Annotated in this window: 19 protein-coding genes; 4 read left to right on the top strand and 15 right to left on the bottom strand. The window is 59.3% G+C overall.

Going from position 1 to position 21,538, the window contains the following annotated elements; genetic code table 11:
* Positions 1–31: 31 nt before the first annotated feature.
* From MO767_RS28260 to MO767_RS28250, 3 genes are read right to left on the bottom strand one after another with little or no spacing between them, the layout of a single operon-like run.
* Positions 32–3,085, bottom strand: coding sequence for an efflux RND transporter permease subunit (locus MO767_RS28260; protein ID WP_282483192.1), 3,054 nt, complete (start codon positions 3,083–3,085; stop codon positions 32–34).
* Positions 3,082–4,149, bottom strand: a complete 1,068-nt coding sequence (locus MO767_RS28255; RefSeq protein ID WP_282483191.1) for an efflux RND transporter periplasmic adaptor subunit — start codon at positions 4,147–4,149, stop codon at positions 3,082–3,084. The genes MO767_RS28260 and MO767_RS28255 overlap by 4 nt, the downstream gene beginning before the upstream one ends.
* Entirely contained in the window at positions 4,146–5,249 is a 1,104-nt protein-coding gene (locus MO767_RS28250) for an efflux RND transporter periplasmic adaptor subunit (RefSeq protein ID WP_282483190.1), read from the bottom strand. Before MO767_RS28250 ends, MO767_RS28255 begins: the two co-directional genes overlap by 4 nt.
* A 201-nt stretch (positions 5,250–5,450) precedes the next feature.
* On the opposite strand from MO767_RS28250, the gene MO767_RS28245 reads away from it, so the two are divergent.
* Positions 5,451–6,647, top strand: a complete 1,197-nt coding sequence (locus MO767_RS28245) for an AAA family ATPase (protein ID WP_282483189.1) — start codon at positions 5,451–5,453, stop codon at positions 6,645–6,647.
* A 414-nt stretch (positions 6,648–7,061) separates the two neighbouring features.
* Here MO767_RS28245 and MO767_RS28240 read toward each other — a convergent pair whose 3' ends face one another.
* The 4 genes from MO767_RS28240 to MO767_RS28225 form a co-directional block, all read right to left on the bottom strand.
* Positions 7,062–7,844, bottom strand: coding sequence for a MetQ/NlpA family ABC transporter substrate-binding protein (locus MO767_RS28240; RefSeq protein WP_010464830.1), 783 nt, complete (start codon positions 7,842–7,844; stop codon positions 7,062–7,064).
* Positions 7,845–8,020: 176 nt separating this feature from the next.
* Positions 8,021–8,953 (bottom strand): sigma 54-interacting transcriptional regulator, encoded by a 933-nt coding sequence (locus MO767_RS28235; protein WP_282483188.1) that lies wholly within the window; start codon positions 8,951–8,953, stop codon positions 8,021–8,023.
* 75 nt (positions 8,954–9,028) lie between these two features.
* Positions 9,029–9,610 carry an alpha/beta hydrolase gene (locus tag MO767_RS28230; RefSeq protein ID WP_282483187.1) on the bottom strand — a complete coding sequence of 194 codons (582 nt, stop codon included), beginning with the start codon at positions 9,608–9,610 and terminating at the stop codon, positions 9,029–9,031.
* A 385-nt stretch (positions 9,611–9,995) separates the two neighbouring features.
* Positions 9,996–11,069 (bottom strand): fatty acid desaturase, encoded by a 1,074-nt coding sequence (locus tag MO767_RS28225; protein WP_282483186.1) that lies wholly within the window; start codon positions 11,067–11,069, stop codon positions 9,996–9,998.
* Positions 11,070–11,169: 100 nt separating this feature from the next.
* Between MO767_RS28225 and MO767_RS28220 the strand changes: the two genes are divergently transcribed.
* A complete protein-coding gene (locus tag MO767_RS28220) occupies positions 11,170–12,174 on the top strand; it encodes an AraC family transcriptional regulator (RefSeq protein WP_282483185.1) in 1,005 nt (334 codons plus the stop codon).
* A 32-nt stretch (positions 12,175–12,206) separates the two neighbouring features.
* Here MO767_RS28220 and MO767_RS28215 read toward each other — a convergent pair whose 3' ends face one another.
* Positions 12,207–12,572, bottom strand: coding sequence for a response regulator (locus MO767_RS28215; protein WP_008148221.1), 366 nt, complete (start codon positions 12,570–12,572; stop codon positions 12,207–12,209).
* Positions 12,573–12,642: 70 nt separating this feature from the next.
* The gene (locus MO767_RS28210) at positions 12,643–13,329 is read right to left on the bottom strand and encodes a Crp/Fnr family transcriptional regulator (RefSeq protein WP_282483184.1); all 687 of its coding nucleotides are present in this window, start codon (positions 13,327–13,329) and stop codon (positions 12,643–12,645) included.
* An 84-nt stretch (positions 13,330–13,413) separates the two neighbouring features.
* On the opposite strand from MO767_RS28210, the gene MO767_RS28205 reads away from it, so the two are divergent.
* Complete coding sequence (locus tag MO767_RS28205) at positions 13,414–13,938, top strand: Mpo1-like protein (protein WP_282483183.1); 525 nt, start codon at positions 13,414–13,416, stop codon at positions 13,936–13,938.
* Positions 13,939–14,036: 98 nt separating this feature from the next.
* On the opposite strand, the gene MO767_RS28200 is transcribed toward MO767_RS28205, so the two are convergent.
* The 6 genes from MO767_RS28200 to dibA form a co-directional block, all read right to left on the bottom strand.
* Positions 14,037–15,026, bottom strand: a complete 990-nt coding sequence (locus MO767_RS28200; RefSeq protein WP_046047288.1) for a sulfate ABC transporter ATP-binding protein — start codon at positions 15,024–15,026, stop codon at positions 14,037–14,039.
* A 3-nt stretch (positions 15,027–15,029) separates the two neighbouring features.
* Positions 15,030–15,902: a sulfate ABC transporter permease subunit CysW gene (gene cysW / locus MO767_RS28195; protein WP_046047287.1), complete on the bottom strand. Its 873-nt coding sequence runs from the start codon at positions 15,900–15,902 to the stop codon at positions 15,030–15,032.
* A gap of 12 nt (positions 15,903–15,914) precedes the next feature.
* On the bottom strand, positions 15,915–16,733 hold the full coding sequence (gene cysT, locus MO767_RS28190) for a sulfate ABC transporter permease subunit CysT (protein WP_282483182.1): 819 nt from the start codon (positions 16,731–16,733) through the stop codon (positions 15,915–15,917).
* 71 nt (positions 16,734–16,804) lie between these two features.
* Entirely contained in the window at positions 16,805–17,818 is a 1,014-nt protein-coding gene (locus MO767_RS28185; RefSeq protein ID WP_282483181.1) for a sulfate ABC transporter substrate-binding protein, read from the bottom strand.
* Positions 17,819–17,889: 71 nt separating this feature from the next.
* Positions 17,890–18,072: a sulfur starvation response protein OscA gene (gene oscA, locus MO767_RS28180; protein ID WP_007945260.1), complete on the bottom strand. Its 183-nt coding sequence runs from the start codon at positions 18,070–18,072 to the stop codon at positions 17,890–17,892.
* Positions 18,073–18,211: 139 nt separating this feature from the next.
* On the bottom strand, positions 18,212–20,137 hold the full coding sequence (gene dibA / locus MO767_RS28175) for a phosphodiesterase DibA (protein ID WP_282483180.1): 1,926 nt from the start codon (positions 20,135–20,137) through the stop codon (positions 18,212–18,214).
* A 147-nt stretch (positions 20,138–20,284) separates the two neighbouring features.
* Here dibA and desA point away from each other — a divergent pair, with 147 nt between their 5' ends.
* Entirely contained in the window at positions 20,285–21,469 is a 1,185-nt protein-coding gene (desA, locus tag MO767_RS28170; protein WP_056745676.1) for a delta-9 fatty acid desaturase DesA, read from the top strand.
* Positions 21,470–21,538 lie beyond the last annotated feature (69 nt).

Genomic DNA, 21,538 nt, shown 5'->3' with positions numbered 1-21,538 from the left:
AAGCGTCACTCGGGAACGATCAACGCATCAATTACTGCGCTTCTTTCTTCGGTTCGCGAATCTTGTACCAAGCCACATAAAGCGCCGGCAAAAACAGCAGCGTCAGCAACGTCGCAATAATAATCCCGCCAATCATCGCGTAGGCCATCGGCCCCCAGAACACTTCCCGGGCGATCGGAATCATGCCCAGGCTCGCCGCCGCAGCCGTCAGCAGAATCGGTCGGCGACGATGCTCCGTGGCTTGCACCACGGCATCCCACGGTGCATGACCGTCCTTCTCCAGGGCATCGATCTGCGTCACCAGAATCACCGAGTTGCGGATGATGATGCCGATCAGCGCGAGAATCCCGAGGATAGCCACGAAGCCCATCGGCGTGCCCGTCGGGATCAGCGCCAGCACCACGCCGATCAGCCCGAGTGGCGCGACGCTGGCCACCAGGAACAGCTTCTGCACGCTGTGCAACTGGATCATCAGGAAGGTCGCCATCAAAAACAGCATCAACGGCACGACCTTGGCGATCGGCCCCTGGGCCTTGCCGCTTTCCTCCACCGTACCGCCAGTGGCGACCTTGTAGCCCACCGGCAAACTGGCGGCGAATTTATCGATGTCGGGTTGGAGTTGTTTCACCAGGTCGGTCGGCTGAATCTCATCGCGCACCGCCGCCTTGATGGTGATGGTCGGATTGCGGTCGCGGCGCCAGACCAGCGGCTGCTCAAGTTCATAGCGCACGGTGGCGAACGCCAGCAGCGGAATCGACGTGCCGCCCGGCGTGACGATCTGCAAATTCTGCAGGGTTTCCGGGGTGCCGCGCTCGGCGTCTTCCGCACGACCCACCACGTTAATCAGGTAGATATCGTCATCGACCTGAGTCACCGGCGCACCGACCACGATGCTGTTCATCAGATTGGCGACGTCTTCCGACGACAGTCCCAATTGCCGCGCCTTGTCCTGAGCGATGTCGATGCGCAGGACTTTGCCCGGTTCGTTCCAGTCGTAAATGATCTCGCCGATGTGCGAGTTCTTATCCAGTTCGGTGGCCAGGGCGATGGCGTGTTTGCGCACCTGATCGATGTCCTTGCCGCTGACCCGGTACTGAATCGGCCGCCCTACCGGCGGGCCCATTTCCAGCGCCTGGACGTAGCTGCCGATACCGACAAAATCCTTACGCAGTCGCTCGCGCAAGCGTTGGCTAAGCGCGTTACGCGATTCCAGCCCTTTGCTGACGATCACCAGTTGCGCGTAGTACGGGTTCTGCAATTGCTGGTCGAGGGGCAGGTAGAAACGGATCGCCCCTTCGCCGATGTAGGTGCTCCAGCGCACGATGTCCGGGTCGCCCTTGAGGGTCGCTTCGAGCTTGTCTACCGCCTTGCGGGTTTCGGCGATTGAAGCGTTTTGCGGCAGGTTCAGGTCGACGAGAATTTCCGGGCGGTCCGAGGACGGGAAGAACTGGTTCTGCACGAACTGCATGGAAAACACCGACGCCACAAACAGTGCAATGGTGATGCCGATCGCCCACCAGCGATTGCGCATGGCCCAAAGCAAGCCGTAATTGAACGTCCGACCGATGCGCCCCGGTTCTGCGTCGTGAGGTTTCACGTTGGCGCTGAGGATGTGCACGCCGATCACCGGGGCGAACAGCACCGCGACAATCCACGACACGATCATGGCCACCGCGATTACCGCGAACAGCGTGAAGGTGTACTCGCCGGCCGAGCTGGCGTTCAGGCCGATGGGCACGAAACCAGCCACCGTCACCAACGTACCGGTGAGCATCGGGAACGCAGTCGAGGTGTAAGCGAACGTGGCCGCTTGCTCCTTGGTCTCGCCCATTTCCAGGCGCGTGACCATCATCTCGACGGTGATCATCGCGTCATCCACCAGCAGCCCGAGCGCAATGATCAGCGCGCCGAGGGAAATCCGCTGCATGGTGATACCGCTGTATTCCATGAAGACAAAGACCATCGCCAGCACCAGCGGAATCGAGCACGCCACCACCAGACCGGCGCGTACGCCGAGGCTGATGAAGCTGACGATCAGCACGATCACCACTGCTTCGAACAGTGCGCTGGTAAAGCCGCCGACGGCTTTTTCCACCACTTCGGCCTGGTCGGAAACGTTGTGCACACCGACGCCCACCGGCAGATCGGCGGTCAGGTCGGTCATGCGCTGGTGCAACGCCTTGCCGAACACCTGAATGTTGCCGCCCTTCTTCATCGCAATGGCGAGGCCGATAGCGGGGTGGCCGTTAAAGCGGAATTCCGGTGTCGCCGGGTCGACGTAGCCACGGCTGATGTCGGCAACATCGGCCAGGCGGTAGAAACGATCGTTGAGGCGCAGGTTGACGTTTTCCAGGTCCTTCTCGGAGGCAAACTGCCCGGACGTGCGCACGGAAATCCGCTCGGGACCGGCCTCGATCACACCGGCCGGGGTCACCGCGTTTTGCGATTGCAGGCTCTGCACTACCTGACGCTGATCGATGCCCAGCGCCGCCAGTTTGCGGGTGGAGAAGTTCAGGTAGAGGACTTCATCCTGCTCGCCGACCATCTCGACCTTGCCCAGCCCCGGCACTTCGCGGATCTCGGCGCGGACTTGCTCGACGTAATCGCGCAATTGGCGCATCGACAAACCATCGGCGGTAAAGGCGTACACCGAGCCGAACACGTCACCGAACTCATCGTTGAACCCCGGCCCTTGCAGGCCTCGGGGGAAGTCGCCGCGAATGTCGTTGATCTTCTTGCGCACCTGGTACCAGATTTCCGGAATGTCCTTGGCGCTGGTGGTATCACGCAAGTTTACGAAGACCGTCGACTCGCCGGGGCGGGTGTAGCTTTTCACGTAGTCGAGCGAGTCGAGCTCTTCGAGTTTTTTCTCGATCCGGTCAGTGACCTGCTTGAGGGTTTCCTCCTGGGTCGCGCCCGGCCAGCGAGTCTGGATCACCATGGTTTTGATGGTGAACGACGGGTCTTCCTCGCGACCCAGGTTCAGGTACGAGAACACGCCCATCAGCAGCGCGACGAACATCAAATACCAGACAAACGACTGATGCTTGAGGGCCCATTCGGATAAGTTGAAACTCCCTTTCATTGCGGGCTGTCCTCATCGATTTTTACTTTCTGCCCCGGTTTCAGGCTATTCACGCCGGCACTGACCACCCGCTCGCCAGACTTCACGCCGTTGGCCAGGACCATCGTTGAGTCAGTGCGGCTGACCAGGCTGACGTCTCGCGGGGAAACGGTCTGGGTCTGCGGGTCGATGACCCAGATGCGCGATTTGCCATCGACCTCCTGGAGCGCGGTCAGGGGCAGTTCGATACGCGGTTTGACCGCGGAGCTGAGGGTCACGCTGATCGCCGTGCCCAGGCGAAAACCCGCTGGCGTGTCGGTCAGTGTCAGGCGGGCGCGACGGGTGCGGGTCGCGCTTTGCGCCTGGGGTTCGATTTCGCGAACGATGGCAGTGGTGGTGATGCTCGGGTCGAGCTGGACGGCCACCTGAAACACCACGTCTTGCGGTAACTGGTCGACCAAAGTATCCGGCAGATCGATTACGGCTTCCTTGATGTCCGGCTGCGCCAGGGTCACCACTTGCTGGCCGGCGCTGACGACTTGCCCGGCTTCGGCGTTCCATGCGGTGACCACGGCTTTGTGATCGGCGCGCAGTTCGACGTAGTTGAGCTGGTCCTTGGCCTGATCGACCGCAGCCTTCGCTTGATCGAGGGTGGCCTGGGTGGTTTTGAGGTCGGTCTGTGCGACGTCGAGTTGCGCCTGGGCACCCACGCCACGATCGAACAACTCTTGCTGACGCCGGGCGTTGGCCTGGGCGTTGATGAGCTGCGCCTGGACGCTGGCCAGATTACCCTGAGCGGAGCGCAACTGGTTCTGCTGATCGGTGGGGTCGAGCGTGGCGAGCAACGCACCTTTATCAACTTCGGCACCGACATCGACGTTACGGCTGGCGATACGCCCCGGCACTCGAAAGCCGACATTACTTTCATAACGGGCCTGGATGCTGCCGGCGAAGCGGCCCAAATTTTCTTCGTCCAGCGCCTGCACCTTGACCGAAAGCACCGGACGCACAGGCTCCGGTGGCGGTTCTTTTTTCGAGCAGGCCACCAGCAGCATTCCGGCGCAAACCAGTAACAGACGCTTCATGGCTGGGCTCCCGCGGCTAAATCCTTATAGGTGTTCTCGGCGATTTCCACCTTCACGCCGGGGTGCAGCAACTGGCCGCCGGCGATGACCACTTTTTCGCCACCTTTCAGGCCGTCGCTGATGATCACTTTGCCCGTCAGGTAGCGGCCGACCGTGACGGTGTGCAGCTGTGCCTTGCCCTCGCCGTCCACCAGCCACACGGCCGGGTCGCTGAGATTTTTCGTCAGTGCCGACCAGGGCAGTTCGACCGCCGATTTGCCCGGTGTCTTGGCCGTGGCACTCACCACCGAACCGAGCTGCATGCCTTCCGGTAGTCCGCTGAGAGTGACTTTGACCTGCACCGTGCCAGTCTGAGCGGAGACGGCCGGGGTGATTTCCCGAACGGTGCCGGTGGTTTTGATCGCGGGGTTGTCGAGCAGGCTGACGACCACCGTTTTATCCTCTGGTGGCTCTTTCAGCAGCGATTCGTAGACGTTGAACACGGCGTCGCGCTCACCGTCCCGGGCCAGGCTGAAAATCGGCACCGTCGCCTGCACCACTTGACCGACTTCGGCCTGACGCGCCGTAATCACCCCCGGCGCCTCCGCGATCAACGCGGTGTAGCCCAGTTGTTCACGGGCGTTGGCCAGCTGCGCCTGGGCAGCCGTCAGGGCGCTTTGGCTGCTGCGCAATGCGGCCTGGGCGGAATCGAACTCGCTCTGGCTGGTGTAGCCCTTGGGCAGGAGTTTTTGCTGGCGAACGAATGCGGCGGCGGTCTGTTTGACCCGGGCCTGTTCGGCAACAACCTGCGCCTGGGCCGAGTCGACGCTGGTTTGCAGGTCCTTTGGATCGAGCTTGGCCAGCACTTGTTTGGCCGAAACCCGATCACCGACATCGACTGTACGCTGGATGATCTTGCCGGCAACTCGGAACGACAGGTCAGTCTGGACCCGCGCCTGAACATCACCGGTCAGGGTCACCGTCGCCGCGTAATCCGCAGGTTTTACCTCTTGCACGAATACCCGCGGACGGTCCTTTTCGACCGGTTTTTTATCGCCACATCCGCTCAGCAGGACAAGGAGGCTCAGGCCAACCACTGTTTTCAATCCGGGACCCACCATGCAGACTCCTTTGCGTTGCACGAACGTGCCAATGGCGATACGACTGTGAGCTTAGAACAGGGTTCCAAGGGTGCGCCTCACGGCTTCAAATAAAGCGATCACGCCGCGATCCTTGTAGCAGCAGGCTTCGCCAGCTGCTACAGGGGCACAGTGTTTCTGACAATAAGGCAAACTGGCGAGCCATGCAGCAGGAAGCTTCCCATGCTCAAAACCCTCGCAGTGGCCAATTACCGCTCGATCAATAAATTGGTGATTCCGCTGGGCCGGTTGAACCTGATCACCGGTCCCAACGGCAGCGGCAAATCCAACCTCTATCGCGCGTTGCGCCTGCTGGCGGAAACCGCTCAGGGCGGCGTGGTCAATGCCTTGGCCCGTGAGGGTGGGCTGGATTCGACCTTCTGGGCCGGGCCAGAAAACATCAGCCGGCGGATGCGTAATGGCGAAGTCCCGATCGAGGCGACCGTTCGGCACGGCGCCAAACGCCTGCGCCTGGGGTTTGCCGGGGAAGATTTCAGCTACTCGATCAGCCTCGGACTACCCGACTCCAACGGCCACTTCATGCTACCCGAGCACAGTTCACCCATTCCGTCACGTTTCAGCCTTGACCCGCAAATCAAACGCGAATGCGTCTGGGCCGGGCCGTTTTATCGTCCGGCAAGCCTGCTGGTGGATCGCGACGGGCCTATGATCCGCGCCCGAGCCAACCGCAGCTGGGACGTGCTGGCCCAGCACACACCGACTTTTGACAGCCTGTTCGACCAGGTCGGCAGCTTGCGTGCTTCGCCGGAGGTTCTGGAAATGCGCGAGTTCATCCGTCGCTGGCGCTTCTACGATCACTTTCGCAGTGACACCGATGCCCCCGTGCGCCAACCGCAACTCGGCACCCGCACGCCAGTGCTGCACCACGACGGTCGCGACCTGGCGGCAGCCCTGCAAACCATCATCGAAATCGGCGACCCCGAGGCGCTGCGGGCGGCCATCAGCGACGCCTTCCCCGGCGCGAGGCTGAACATCGAATCGCTGCCCGGTGGACGCTTTGCCATCGAGTTTTACCAGGAAGGCTTGTTGCGGCCCTTGTCGGCAGCCGAGCTGTCGGACGGAACGTTGCGCTATTTGCTGCTGGTCGCGGCGCTGCTGACGCCTCGGCCGCCGACGCTGATGGTGTTGAACGAGCCGGAAACCAGTTTGCATCCCGACCTGTTGCCAGCGTTGGCGCGGTTGATTATTCGCGCGTCCGAGCAGTGTCAGGTGTGGGTGGTGTCCCATGCGCGGCGGTTGATCTCGGCGTTGCAGGAGGATCCGGAATGCAATTGCATTGTGCTGGAGAAGAACCTGGGCCAGACCGGGATTGTCGGGCAGCGGATGCTGGATGAGCCTGCCTGGTATTGGCCTGACTAACTACCCGGCTGGCATCGACTTTAAAGGTATAAAAAGAAGAATTTAAATACCGTTAAAGCATATTGATATCACGCAAAAAACCATCTTCTGAATTTGCTGTGGTTGTGGAAGACGACTATTTTTCTTTGCGCTGTAGGAAGGATCTTTTTTTCAGAATACCCCTCCAAGGATGCACAACTTTTGGCCAGACTCCCCCGGCCGAACCATCACAAGGAAGAGAAAAATGGCTGACGTAAAAGTGCCACAGCGGTTGGATCCGCAGGACATCGTGAAGTTGCTGGTGGCGTTGCGCAGGGCGTTGAAGGCGCAGGGGGCCTGAAACTTTAAAGCAAAAGATCTTGGCGCAATAAAAAACGCCGACGCTATATCAGCCGTCGGCGTTTGAAACCTTGAAGGGTTTAATACTGCGTCGAATCAGAACGCCGGCAATACCGCGCCGCTGTACTTCTTCTCGATGAATGCTTTCACTTCCGGGCTGGTCAACGCTTTGGCCAGTTTCTGGATGGCTACGCTGTCCTTGTTGTCCGGGCGAGCCACCAGGAAGTTCACGTAAGGCGAATCTGCACCTTCGATCACCAGCGCGTCTTTAGCGGGGTTCAGGCCTGCTTCCAGCGCGTAGTTGGTGTTGATCATGTCCAAGTCGACCTGGTCCAGAACACGCGGCAGCATGGCCGATTCCAGTTCCTTGAACTTGAAGTTGTGCGGGTTCTTGGCGATGTCTTTCGGGGTGGCCAGAGCGTTTTTCGGGTCTTTCAACTCGATCAGGCCAGCCTTCTGCAACAGGATCAAGGCACGGCCGCTGTTGCTGCCTTCGTTCGGGATTGCGATGGTTGCGCCGTCTTTCAGCTCAGCCAGGGTTTTGACTTTCTTCGAGTAGCCGCCGAACGGTTCGACGTGTACGCCGATCACGGTCACAAGGTTAGTGCCTTTGCCTTCATTGAAGCTTTTCAGGTACGGCAGGGTCTGGAAGTAGTTGGCGTCCAGACGCTTCTGGTCAACCTGCACGTTCGGCTGAACGTAGTCGGTGAAGACTTTGATTTCCAGGTCCACACCTTCTTTGGCGAGGGTGGGCTTGATCAGTTCCAGAATCTCGGCGTGTGGGACCGGGGTCGCCGCAACCACCAGTTTCTCGCCAGCCTGGGCCAGGCCCGCGGTCAGGGCAGCCGCTAATGCGGTGAACAACAGAACCTTTTTCATGCAGTGTCCTTATCGAAAATCGCGGTCGTGATCGACGACGGCTTGTTTATTACGAGTGGTTTTTGTAAGTGCTAATGAAGTGCTATCGCTGGCGTGACGCGGACGATACCGGGATTTTTTATTCCCGAACAATATCTTTTATTCACTTTCATATTCCATTTTGTTCATACAGATCGCTATAGCGTCTGCGTCAGGCTTTCGAGCAATTTCTTGAGTGCAGATCGCTCGGCAGCCGTGCCGTTTTTAATCAGCTGAGCAGCTTGTTGCTCGATCTGCACCAATGACGGCGGCGCCTCGGGCAGATTCAAATGCTCCGGCAAAATCTCATCGCCGGTGCTGACCAACAACGCAAAGTGAATGACGTTTTCCAGCTCCCGGGTGTTGCCCGGCCAACTGTGTTGCTCTAACAAATGCTGCGCGGCTTCGCTGATCAGCGGCACTGGCAGGTCCAGGCGCTGGCTGTAGATGCCGAGGAAATATTCCGACAGCGACAAAATATCGCCCACCCGTTCACGCAAGGCTGGGAGTTCGAGCTGGCCTTCGCTGAGGTAGTGGTAGAGCCGCTCATTGAATTTTCCAGCGGCCACCGCTTGGGCCAGGTCGATACTGGTCGCGGCGACCAGGCGCACGTCCACCGGGCTTGGTTGGTGAGCGCCGACCCGCGTGACTTCGTGGTTTTCCAGCGCCGCGAGCAATTTGATCTGGATCGGTAGCGGCAAGTCGCCGATCTCATCCAGATAGAGCGTCCCGCCGTTGGCAGAACCGAACCAGCCGGCGCGACTGCTGGCCGAACCGCTGTAACTGCCAGCGGCATAACCGAACAATTCAGCGTCAGCGTAGGTCGGACTGATCGCGCCGCAATTGACCGAGACGAACAACCCGCCACGATCACTCGCGCGATGGATGTGCCGCGCGAGCAACTCCTTGCCGCTGCCGGTTTCGCCACGGATCAGCACCGAGATCGAACGCGGCGCCAATAGCTCCAGCTCCTGGCGTAACTGACGGGAGCGCGGATCGACAAACACCAGCGCCTTGGCGCGAATGCTCAGGGGACTTTTTTCTGCGTCGGGGAAAGTCAGCAGCGGCTGACCGAAGGCTTCAAAACTCATGGCAGACTCCCGCCCTAAACCGCCGGGAGACGAGGGGCGTTGTTTTAAGAAACAAAAGCAAAAAAAAGAAAAGGTTTAAGCACGTCGCAGGGCGTGGTGTTCCATTCGGTTTTGCAGGCGATAGAGATAGGCAAAACCCTGCTCCCAGCGTTGGTGACCGGACTTCACATTGATGTGCCCGGCGCCCGACAAAATCCCCGCCTCGGCGCCCCAGTGACGTGCCAGTTCCAGTGCACGCGGTGCGCTCACGGCGCTGTCGTTGTCGGAGCTGACAACCTGACTCGGGAATGGCAGCAAGCTTGTCGGAATCGGGGCGAAGTTGCGCAGGGCCGGTGCGCAGGCCGCACGCTCGACGTCCGCAGGGGCAACCAGCAAGGCGCCGCGAACCTGACGCAAAAACTGCACGGGCGCCGTGGCAGCCCAATGCGCGACAGTGATGCAGCCCAGGCTATGGGCGATCAGGATCACCGGCGTGCTGTCGGCGGCAATCGCCTCGGCCAGTGCCGCGACCCAATCTTCACGACGCGGCGTCAGCCAGTCGGCCTGCTCCACCCGCGCGCTGTTCGGCAGGCTGTTCTGCCAATGGCTTTGCCAATGATCTTCTGGCGATCCTTGCCAGCCCGGCACAATCAGGTAGCGAATTGATTCGTTGCGCATGGGGGGAGCTCTCCTGCTGCGTGTCTGTTCCAGAGCAAGTATAGGGAGGAGAGTTATATTCGTTAAGGAATAAGAAGATATTTATTAAGACCTATAAGGAATATGCATCAGTTTGGGGCAGACAAAAAAAGGGACCGCACCCTGCCAAGGAGACGGCCCCGGAAACTCAAAATCTGCTAGCGCGAACAACCTGACTGGATGCGATGATTGGCTGAAACGGTTATCTAATATAGGAATATTTAATTACTTTATTAGACCCATAACGCATATACCAATCAGCGATACCGTAACCACCAGGTAACCCTGCTTGCGTCACAACGTATCGCCCTTTTGGGTCAGATTGATGACGAGCACCTTTGCCGTTTTGAGTTTCCGAGAGCATCGATCAAGCCTGAGCGGCACGAACCTCCTGCGCCTCTGCTGTTTCCGTGCGCACAAACCGGTTCGCCCGCCCAAACGTCCCGAAATCATTGAACCGCACGCCCATCTCGCGCATGACCTTGTGCGCCACCGGCACGGTCATCTGACGGATGTAAAACGGTTCCTTCACCACAAAATGATGAATCCCGTGACTGCTGCCGAAGTTGAAGCAGAACGCCTGCAACGGCCACATCCACCACGGGTTCAGCACCTGGGTCTGCTGGATCACATTGCCCGGCTCCACATCACCGTAGTAGTGCATGTTCGAGCTGACGAAATGCAGGCAAAAGGTACGCAACACGTTTGGCCCGATGATCACCACGGCAGCGATATCGATGACCTGCATCACCGACAGCGTGGTGGCCGACCATTCAATCGACGTTCCCATCAGATAGGCGATGCCATTGGCCGCATGGAAGCCCAGGAACATGTACCAGGCGCCCCAATGCACCAGCGCCAGCGGCGCGTAGACCTTCAGGGTGCGCTTGATGATGCTGATCTTGTGAGCCCAGGTCTTGGCCCGCAGCATACGAATGAACGCCGACATCACGTTGTCGCCAACCATCAACAGCCGCGCAAAACCCCAGGGTTCTCCGTTGGTGATGGCGCGCTCTTCCATGTCGGATTCTGTGCCGGAGACCTTGTGGTGGTTGAGGTGCAGATGCCGGCGAATCCACGGATTTATCGTGCTAGGCCGCGCCAGCCACACCAGTCCCATCATCAGGTTGTGCGGTACGCGTTGTTTGCGGAAGTACATGCTATGAATCAGGTCGTGTTCCAGCTCGTGAGTCAGCGAGGCAAAAAATGCGTTGAGCAACAGGCATGCCCACCACGCCATGTGCCCGGTCATGTAGAGCGTTGCCGAGCCAATTATGCCGACCAGCGCGAAGGCCAGAATGCCCGCGCCCAGGGCGTCCTGATGGTTGAGAGTCGGGTAGCGCTGACGCAGCTCGACCCCCTTGGCCAGCACCACTTGGCGAATATGCGCTGATCGCTGAGCTGCATTCAGTCGCTGGGGACTTGCAGAAGTACCATGCATGCTTCCATCCTCTGGTTATTGATGTTCGCATCCTGCCTTGTGAACCCTCGCAAAGCGGTAGCCGTGAACGCCAACCTGTTGACCGGAAGCGCCAATCAGCATGACTGAACCGACCTCCCTCGCCAGCTGGACCCGTGCCCTGCGCAAGCAACTCGATGCCCTGGGCCTCGACAGCACCGCCCTGTGCCAACAGGCGGGGCTCGACCCGCAACTGATGGACGACCCGAACGCCCGTTACCCGTTGTCCGGCACCACGCGCCTGTGGGAAATCGCGGTGCAGGTCAGCGGTGATCCGGCGATTGGTTTGCGGGTATCGCGCTTCGTCAGCCCCACCACGTTTCACGCACTCGGCTATGCGCTGGTGGCCAGCGGCAGTCTGCGAGAAGTGTTCGAGCGCATCGTGCGTTATCACCAGGTGGTCAGCGATGCCCTGGACCTGGAACTGACCCGCGCCGAGGACCGCTACCGCTTCCGCCTGAAGATCCCGCCAGGCAATCCGGCCCCGGCCTTCGAAGCCATCGACGCCTTCACAGCGATTTACGTACGCACCTGCCGCAATCGCCTGGGCCGCGATTACGCCCCGCTGGCGGTGTACCTGCGCCGCCCGGAACCGGCGGACCCGCATCAATGGCACAAAGTCTTCCGCTCACCGGTGCACTTCGCCGCCGATGAAGACCGCCTGGAATTCGCCGTCGTGGACTTCGACAGCCACCTGGACGACGCCAACCCGGAACTGGCCGAGCACAACGAAACCGTGCTCAAACGCACCCTCGCCCAACTCAAACCCCTGACCTGGGAACGCAAGGTTCGCGACGCCATTGAGGAGCAATTGCCGGAAGGCGAGCCCAGCGCCGAACACATCGCCCAAGCCCTGCACCTAAGTTTGCGCAGCCTGCAACGGCATCTGGCGGACGAGGGTTACCGGTTCGATACGCTGCTCAACGAGAGCCGCGAGAACCTGGCGCTGCTGCATCTACGCGATCCGCAATGCTCGTTGAGCGAGATCAGCTATCTGCTGGGATTTGCGGACACGAGCAGCTTCAGCCGCGCGTTCAAGCGCTGGACCGGGATGACGCCGGGGCAGTTTCGGGATGGGTTGCGGTAAAGGATCCGGGAGGTGTGTTGCCTCGTCTGGCCTCAGCGCCCCCGATCCCGCCGCAACAACTTGCGCACTCGCTTCACCAGTTCACTCACGGCAAACGGCTTGAGCAGGTAATCATCCTCATGCAACTCCAGATCGCGCAGGCGATCCTCGATGCCGTCCTTGGTGGTCAGGAACAGCACCGGCGTATCACCGAGCTTGCGGATCTGCTGCAGCAACTGCCAGCCATTGAGCCCGGGCAGCATCACGTCGAGGATGATCAGCTCGTATTCGCCAGACTCGATGAAACGACGGCCGTCCATACCGTTGACCGCCACATCGACTGAGTAACTTGCCTCGTTCAGACCTTTAGCCAGGAGTTTGGCGGTCTCCGGTTCGTCTTCCACTAACAGCACACGCATGGCACACCTCGATTGTCGTCATCACAGGCTAGGCGCCTTCGCGTCCAAAGCCCACCACTAACGCCGGGTTTTAGATAATCGCCAACATCCGCAATCGTTGCGCATCCAGAATCTCGATCTCGCCGTACTTGAGATTCACAATCCCCTGCCCCTGCAAGTCATTGAGAATCTGGTTGGTGGTCTGGCGCGACAGCGAAAGCATCGACGCCAATTGTTCCTGGGGCAGTTGCAACACCCGTCGCGGCGGGTCGATTTCGCCGTAACCCTCGGCGATCATCAGCAAGCGATGAGCCAATCGAGCGGCGACTGGCATCAGGCTCAATTGTTCGAGATTGATGAAGGTCAGTCGCAGTTTCTGGCTCATCAGCAGTGCCAGTTGCCGCCAGTACGCCGGTTGTTCATCAAGCAACGTCAGTAGCGCGGTTTGCGGGATGTGCAACAGGACGCAATGACCCAGACCGACCGCATCATGAGTGCGCGGCTGGCCATCAAACAGGCAGATTTCGCCGAACCAGTGGGGCGACTCCACCAGGCTCAACAGCGCCTCCTTGCCCTGCTCGCTCACTGCGCCGATGCGCACCGAACCTTCGAGCACCGCGTACAGCCCGCACGGTGGATCGCCGCGCTTGAACAGCCGCTGGCCTGGCGACAACCGCCGCACCCTGGCGGCGGCCAGCAGACTATCCTGCAAGGAAACAGGTAAATGGCTGAACCACTGGCCACTCATCAGGCGTGGACGCCAGACCTGCATATCCATGAAAACTCCTAAAGATTGTCGCCTGCCTGACAGAGCGAAATGTGGACCCGGGGCATGATCCATCACCCAACAGGAGGAACAACAATGAAAAGCCTCGTCGACCATCTCAGTCAATACGCCGCCTACCACCGTGACCCGCGCAATATTGCCACCCACTTTATCGGTATTCCGCTGATCGTTGGCGCCGTTGCCGTGCTGCTGTCACGGCCCGAGTGGCCGCTGGCCGGGGCTTGGGTGTCACCGGCAGTGCTTTTGGCGCTGGCTTCGGCGTGGTTTTATCTGCGACTGGAGTTACGGCTGGGCGTGCTGATGACCGTGTTGCTGGGCCTTTGTGTTTGGCTGGGACATGTGCTCGCGCAGCAAAGCACGCTGGTCTGGCTGGCGAGCGGCATCGGGATGTTTGTGGTGGGTTGGGCGATTCAGTTTGTCGGTCATCACTACGAAGGACGCAAACCGGCGTTCGTCGATGATGTGACGGGGTTGATTGTCGGGCCGTTGTTTGTGGTGGTTGAGTTGGCGTTTTTGCTGGGGTTACTGCATGACCTCAAAGAGCAGGTCGAGGCGCGGGTGGGTGGTATGCGGGTCAATCCGAATCGCGCTGCGGCATAAGACGCCATCGCGAGCAAGCTCGCTCCCACATTGGATCTATGGTGTGCATAGAACCCCTGTGGGAGCGAGCTTGCTCCGGGCGGCGCTCCGACGATGTTTTAGATGTTGGCGAGCTTCTGCCAGACCTTGGGTTTGAAGAACAAGGTCTCGCCCTTCGCCAACCCGATCAGGCTGTCGTGATCTTTCACCACTTCAGCTTCGATCAATTCGCTCTGGCCTTCGACCTTCAGCGTCACCCGTGTCGTCGCGCCCAACGGACGAATATCCCGCACCTCGGCCGCGTGGTGATCCTCCAGCTCATGACGCGACAGCGACACTTCGTGAGGACGGAACAGCACATGGTTGTCTTCACCCAGATGCAGCCGGTTCGAATCGCCCAGGAAGTGATAAACGAAATCGCTGGCCGGGTTTTCGTAGACGTCGCCCGGTGAGCCGATCTGCTCGATCACGCCCTTGTTCATCACCACGATGCGGTCGGCGACTTCCATCGCTTCTTCCTGGTCGTGAGTCACGAATACCGAGGTCAGGTTGATGTCTTCGTGCAGCCGCGCCAGCCAACGACGCAGTTCTTTACGGACCTTGGCGTCGAGGGCGCCGAAGGGCTCGTCGAGCAGCAGGACTTTCGGTTCCACCGCCAAGGCACGAGCCAGGGCTATACGTTGACGCTGACCGCCGGAGAGTTGTTCCGGGTAGCGATCCGACAGCCAATCCAGTTGCACCATGTTCAGCAGCTCGTGGACTTTCACCGCGATCTGGCTTTCGCTCGGGCGCTGGTTTTTCGGCTTCATGCGCAGGCCGAACGCGACGTTGTCGAACACGGTCATGTGGCGGAACAGCGCGTAGTGCTGGAACACGAAACCGACGTTGCGATCACGCACATCATGGCCGGACACGTCTTCACCGTGGAACACGATGTTGCCCTTATCCGGGGTTTCCAGACCGGCGATGATCCGCAGCAGGGTGGTCTTGCCGCAGCCGGACGGGCCGAGCAGCGCCACGAGTTCGCCGCTTTGAATGTCCAGGCTGATGTTGTCCAGCGCCTTGAACGCGTGAAAATTCTTGCTGACGTTACGCACTTCGATCGACATGACTTATTCCTCCGCGGCGCTGGCGCGCAGGCGGTTAATACGGTTTTCGCTCCACTGCTTGAGCAGCAGGATGAAGAGCGCCAGGATCAGCAACAGGCTCGCCACGGCGAACGCGGCCACGTGGTTGTATTCGTTGTAGAGGATCTCGACGTGCAGCGGCAGGGTGTTGGTCACCCCGCGAATGTGCCCGGAAACCACCGACACCGCACCGAATTCACCCATGGCCCGCGCCGTACACAGCACTACGCCGTAGATCAGGCCCCACTTGATGTTGGGAACAGTGACGTGCCAGAACATCTGCCAGCCATTGGCCCCGAGCAGGCGCGCGGCCTCTTCTTCCTGCGTGCCTTGTTCCTGCATCAGCGGGATCAGCTCGCGCGCCACGAACGGTACGGTGACGAAAATCGTCGCCAGCACGATGCCCGGCAAGGCGAAGACAATCTGGATGTCATGGTCCTGCAACCAAGGACCGAACAGGCCCTGAGCACCGAACATCAGCACGTAGACCAGACCGGCGATGACCGGCGACACCGAAAACGGCAAGTCGATCAGGGTCACCAGCATGCTCTTGCCGCGGAACGAGTACTTGCTCACGCACCATGCAGCGCTGACACCGAACACCAGGTTCAGCGGCACTGAAATCAGCACGGCGATCACCGTGAGTTTCAGGGCCGACAAAGCGTCGGGTTCGAAGATCGCGGTGAAGAACGCACCGAGGCCATTTTTCAGTCCCTGGGACACCACGATAAACAGTGGCAGCAACAGAAACAGCGCAAAGACCAACCAGCCAAGGCTGATCAGGATTCGCCGCGAAGTGGCACTGCCACGGCGGGCGGCGTTGGCCGAGGAAGCGGCGCTAATAGACGATTGGGACATTTTCGCGCCTCCTTATGGGGTTTCGATGCGCCGCTGCAGCAAGTTGATCAGCAGCAACAGGACGAAAGAAACCACCAGCATCAGTACACCAATGGACGTGGCACCGGTGTAATCGTACTGGTCGAGCTTGACCATGATCAGCAGCGGCAGGATCTCGGTTTTCATCGGCATGTTGCCGGCAATGAAAATCACCGAACCGTACTCGCCGACCCCGCGGGCAAAGGCCAACGCGAAACCGGTCAGCCAGGCTGGCAGCAGCGCGGGCACCAGAATATGGCGGAAAACCTGCAACGGTTTTGCTCCCAGGCACGCCGCCGCTTCTTCCACTTCACGCGGGATATCAGCCAATACTGGCTGTACCGTACGTACTACGAATGGAAGTGTCACAAAAGTGAGGGCAAGGGTGATGCCGAGGGGGGTATACGCGATCTTGAAACCCACGTCCGCTGCAAACTGACCCACCAATCCTGTGGGGGTGTACAACGCAGTGAGCGCGATACCGGCCACGGCAGTGGGCAGCGCGAACGGCAGGTCGATCATCGCGTCAATGACTTTGCGTCCAGGGAAGGTGTAGCGCACCAGGACCCAGGCCAGCAGCGTGCCGATGATGCCGTTGATGATCGCGGCATAGAGCGCGGTGCCAAAGCTCAGCTTCAACGCCGCCAGCACCCGTGGCGCCGAGATAATCGCCCAGAACTGGTCCCAGGTGAGTTGAGCGGCATGCACGAACATCGCCGCCAGTGGAATAAGCACAATCAGGCTGAGGTACACCAAGGTGTAGCCCAGCGTCAGCCCGAAGCCGGGTATGACGGGGGAAATACGACGCGACATAAAAGTCCTTGGTTGAGAACGCGCAAAGCCTCGAATTGCAATTCGAGGCTCGTTTTATGGCTTATTTCAGGTTATTGCGCCTGATAAATCTGGTCGAATACGCCACCGTCGTTGAAGAATTTCGGTTGAGCGGTTTTCCAGCCGCCGAAGTCCTTGTCGATGGTCACCAGGTCCAGTGTCGGGAACTGTTTGGCGTACTTGGCGGCAACGTCCTTGTCACGTGGACGATAGAAGTTTTTTGCCGCGATTTCCTGACCGGCCGGGCTGTACAGGTGCTTGAGGTACGCTTCGGCGATCTCGGTGTTGCCCTTTTTCTCGGCGTTCTTGTCGACCACGGCGACCGGAGGTTCGGCGAGGATCGACAGCGAAGGCACGACAATGTCGAACTTGTCAGCGCCACCGTCTTCTTTCAGGGCCAGGAAGGCTTCGTTTTCCCAGGCCAGCAACACGTCGCCCTGACCGTTGTTGACGAAGGTAATGGTCGAACCGCGAGCACCGGTGTCCAGCACAGGCACGTGCTTGAACAGGGTTTGCACGTATTCCTTGGCTTTCGCTTCGTTACCGCCATTGGCTTTCAGGCCATAGGCCCACGCCGCGAGGAAGTTCCAGCGTGCGCCGCCGGAGGTTTTCGGGTTCGGGGTGATGACTTCCACGCCGTTCTTGGTCAGGTCGCCCCAGTCCTTGATGCCTTTAGGGTTGCCCTTGCGCACCAGGAACACGATGGTCGAGGTGTAAGGCGTACTCGCTTCCGGCAGACGCTTCTGCCAATCCGCCGGCAGGGTCTTTCCGAGTTTGGCGATTTCGTCGATGTCACCGGCCAGGGCCAAGGTCACCACGTCGGCGCGCAGACCGTCGATCACTGCCCGACCCTGCTTGCCCGAACCACCGTGGGACTGCTGGATTTTCACGTTGTCGCCAGCGTGGTCTTTCTGCCAGAACTTGACGAATTCAGCGTTGTAGTCCTGATACAGCTCGCGAGTCGGGTCGTACGACACGTTGAGCAGTTCGTAATCCTTGGCAACCGCGGAACCAGCAAAAAGGGCACCGGCCAAGGCGGCCAAAGCGAAATGACGAATCGACGACATGGTGAAAGCTCCTGGAATTCTGATTGTGTTGGCTTTTTCTTATGGGGTGCTGGAATCGGGCTGCCGGTTTTTTAACTCGGTTTGTTGCTTGGGTTCTGCAACCGGAATTTCTCTTTGCGTTCGATCTGGACCACCTGGGCGTTGTGCACGGTGATTTCCACTGCGCCAAAACGCAGATCGCGCAAGGCGCTCTGGATCTCACGCAAAATGGTTGCTTCGTCCTGGCCGTCAACGCTACGCAGGGATGCGCTCATGGTGCTGCTCCTTCAACTAGAGGTTGCCTGGCAGTGGCGAGACTGCTTGCGGCGTGAGACCAATAGTAGATAAGCGCTGATATTCTTAAAAAGACTATTTAAGAATTTTAATATAACCAAAAAAATGATCAAGAACTGATCAGTGCTGGAGAATCTGTGGAGTCCGGTCCCAATCCAACTGCCCGGCCGGCACTGGCCGCCCAAACCAGTACCCCTGCCCCAGATCGCAGCCGTGCTCGAGCAGGAAGCCCGCCTGCTCGACCTGCTCGATCCCCTCGGCGTGAACCTGCATCCCCATGCTCTGGGCCAGCGCGATGATCACCCGAACAATCGCCGCGTCATCCTCATCCCACGGCAACCCAGCCACGAAGCCCTGATCGATCTTGAGTTTCTGCACCGGCATTCGCTTGAGGCGCAGCAACGACGAATAGCCTGTACCGAAGTCATCGATGGCCAGCCGCACACCTAATTCACGCAACCTGTGCATCTGCTCCAGCGCGACTTCCGGGTCATCCATCACAGCGCTCTCGGTAACTTCCAGCTCCAGGCAGGCAGGGTCCAGCCCGGTTTCGTTCAGCACCTTCGCCACCTGCCCAAACAACTCACGGCGGGCGAACAATCGAGAAGAAACATTCACCGCGACAAACGACAACACCACCCCGGCCTGCTGCCACTGGCACATCTGCTCACACGCCTGGCGCATCACCCAGGCATCAATTTCAGCGATCAGACCCGTGCGCTCGGCAATGGGAATGAATTCTGCCGGCGACACCAACCCTCGCTGTGGATGCTCCCAGCGCACCAATGCCTCGACGCCGATCAGGCGGCTGGTCTTGAGGTCGTGAACCGGCTGGTAATAAACCCGCAACTCCTGCTGCTCCAGCGCACGGCGCAATTCGAATGCAGTTTCGACCCGCTGCTGGGCGTGGGCGGTCAATTCTTCGGTATAGAGGGCGTAGCCGTTGCGGCCTACACTCTTGGCCTTGAACAGCGCCGAGTCGGAGTTACGCAACAACTGCTCGGAGCTCAAGGCGTCGCTGGGGAACAGGCTGATGCCGACGCTAATATTGACAAACAACTGATGCCCGTCGATCTGGAACGGTTCTTTGAGGCCATCGATGATCCGCTGAGCCAGCGCCGCCGCGTGCACCATTTGCGGACAGCTTTCAGCCAGCACGGCGAACTCGTCACCGCCGAGGCGCGCCAGCGTGATTCCCGGACCGACCATCGCTTTCAAACGTTCGGCCACGCCCTTGAGCAACTGGTCCCCAATGCTATGCCCGAGGCTGTCGTTGATCATCTTGAAGTGATCAAGATCGATCATCAGTAACGCGCAGCCGCGCTTGTGGGCCTGCGCCGAAGCCAGGGCCTGCTCGGTGCGGTCGGTGAACAGCAAGCGGTTGGGCAGATCGGTCAGCGGATCGTAGTGAGCCAGATGCGTCAGCTCATGTTCGGAATTCTTGATTGCGCTAATGTCGGAAAACACTGCCACGTAATGGCTGCGCCGCCCCCACTCGTCGTCAATGACGCGGATGGTCTGCCATTGCGGGTAGGTCTCGCCGCTTTTGCGGCGGTTCCAGATTTCCCCGCTCCATTCACCGGTGCTGTTGAGTGCCGCGAACATCGCCTGGTAGAAAGCCGGCGGGTGATGACCGGACTTGAACAGACTGGGGCGCTGGCCGAGCACCTCCTCGCTCTGATAACCGGTGATTGCCATGAAGGCCCGGTTTACATGGACGATCAACCCTTTGTTGTCGGTGACCAGCACCCCTTCACGCGTGCAATCGAACACCGCCGCCGCCTGACGCAAACGCTCGCGGTCTTCAGTGCGCTCACGCAATTTTGCGCCGATCCCCAGACAACGAAACAATCGCGCCCGAGCGAGAAAAATCAAACCGGCACTGAATACCACCCAGGCGTAACCGTTGATCAGTTGCCATCGCATTAGCTCAGCGGAGCCATCGAAAAAACTGTTCAATAAATGACCGCTGAACAGCAGCCAACCTACAGAAACCAGAAGGTAAAGCAGTGCTGCACGCAAAGCATCGCGATAGGTGGCAGACATTCGGTCGTCCATGTCCCTGCAAAAAGGATGGGATTATAGTTTAAAGAAACATCCAGCCACTCTTATCTGAAAGGGCGACTGGTTTTATCTGTGAGCTAAGTGATAATGCAACGGCTGTTTATTTCTTTATCGAGGGCCCAATAGCCTATGTGGTACGAAGGTTTTCTCGGCTTGTCGCCCTGGTCACTGGTGGCAGTCACCCTGCTGATGACCCACGTCACGATTATCGGCGTCACGGTCTATCTGCATCGTTATTCAGCCCATCGCTCGCTTGAGCTCAATGCTGGCCTGAAACATTTCTTCCGCTTCTGGCTGTGGCTGACCACGGCACAGAACACCCGTGAGTGGACTGCTATCCACCGCAAGCACCACGCTAAATGCGAAACCGTCGATGACCCGCACAGCCCGGTCATCAAGGGCCTTTCCACCGTTCTGCGCAAAGGCGCCGAGCTGTACCGTGCCGAGGCGGAAAACCCCGAGACCCTGCGCATCTACGGCAAGAACTGCCCCGAAGACTGGATCGAACGCAACCTGTACAGCCGTTTCCCGCTGCTGGGCGTGGCAATCATGGGCGTCATCGACCTGCTGCTGTTCGGCACCATCGGCATCACCATCTGGGCGATCCAGATGATGTGGATCCCGGTCTGGGCCGCCGGCGTGGTCAATGGCCTGGGCCATGCCATCGGCTACCGCAACTTCGAATGCCGCGATGCGGCAACCAATCTGGTGCCATGGGGCATCCTGATCGGCGGCGAAGAACTGCATAACAACCATCACACCTACCCTAATTCGGCAAAACTGTCGGTGAAAAAGTGGGAATTCGATCTCGGCTGGGCCTGGATCCAGGTCTTCAGCTTCCTGCGTCTGGCCAAGGTTCAGCGGGTCGCGCCAATCGCCCATCGGGTCGAAGGCAAAGGCAACCTGGACATGGACACCGCCATGGCGATCCTCAACAACCGCTTCCAGATCATGGCCCAGTACCGCAAATTGGTGATCGCACCGCTGGTCAAACAAGAGCTGGAAAAGGTCGATCACTCGGTCCGTCACCAGTTCCACCGCGCCAAGCGCCTGCTCTCGCGGGAAACCAGCCTGCTGGATGACAAACACCACATTCGCATCCAGACCATGCTCGAGCACAGTCAGGCGCTGAAGGTAATTTACGAGAAACGCCTGGCCTTGCAGCAGATCTGGGTCAAGACCAGCTCAAATGGTCACGACATGCTGGCCGCCATCAAGGATTGGGTACACGAAGCCGAAGCCAGCGGGATTCAATCCCTGCGCGACTTCGCCGATCAGTTGAAAACCTACTCCCTGCGCCCCGCCGCCGTCTGACGCCGTTGATCGGTGCGCCCCGTTCGTGGGCGCACCCTTCGGAACTAAGCTCCAAATCCCCTATCTCAA

This window comes from Pseudomonas sp. UYIF39 (genome assembly GCF_029963765.1).
In the GTDB taxonomy this organism is placed as follows: Bacteria; Pseudomonadota; Gammaproteobacteria; order Pseudomonadales; family Pseudomonadaceae; genus Aquipseudomonas.
This window is presented reverse-complemented; position numbering and strand designations above follow the sequence as displayed.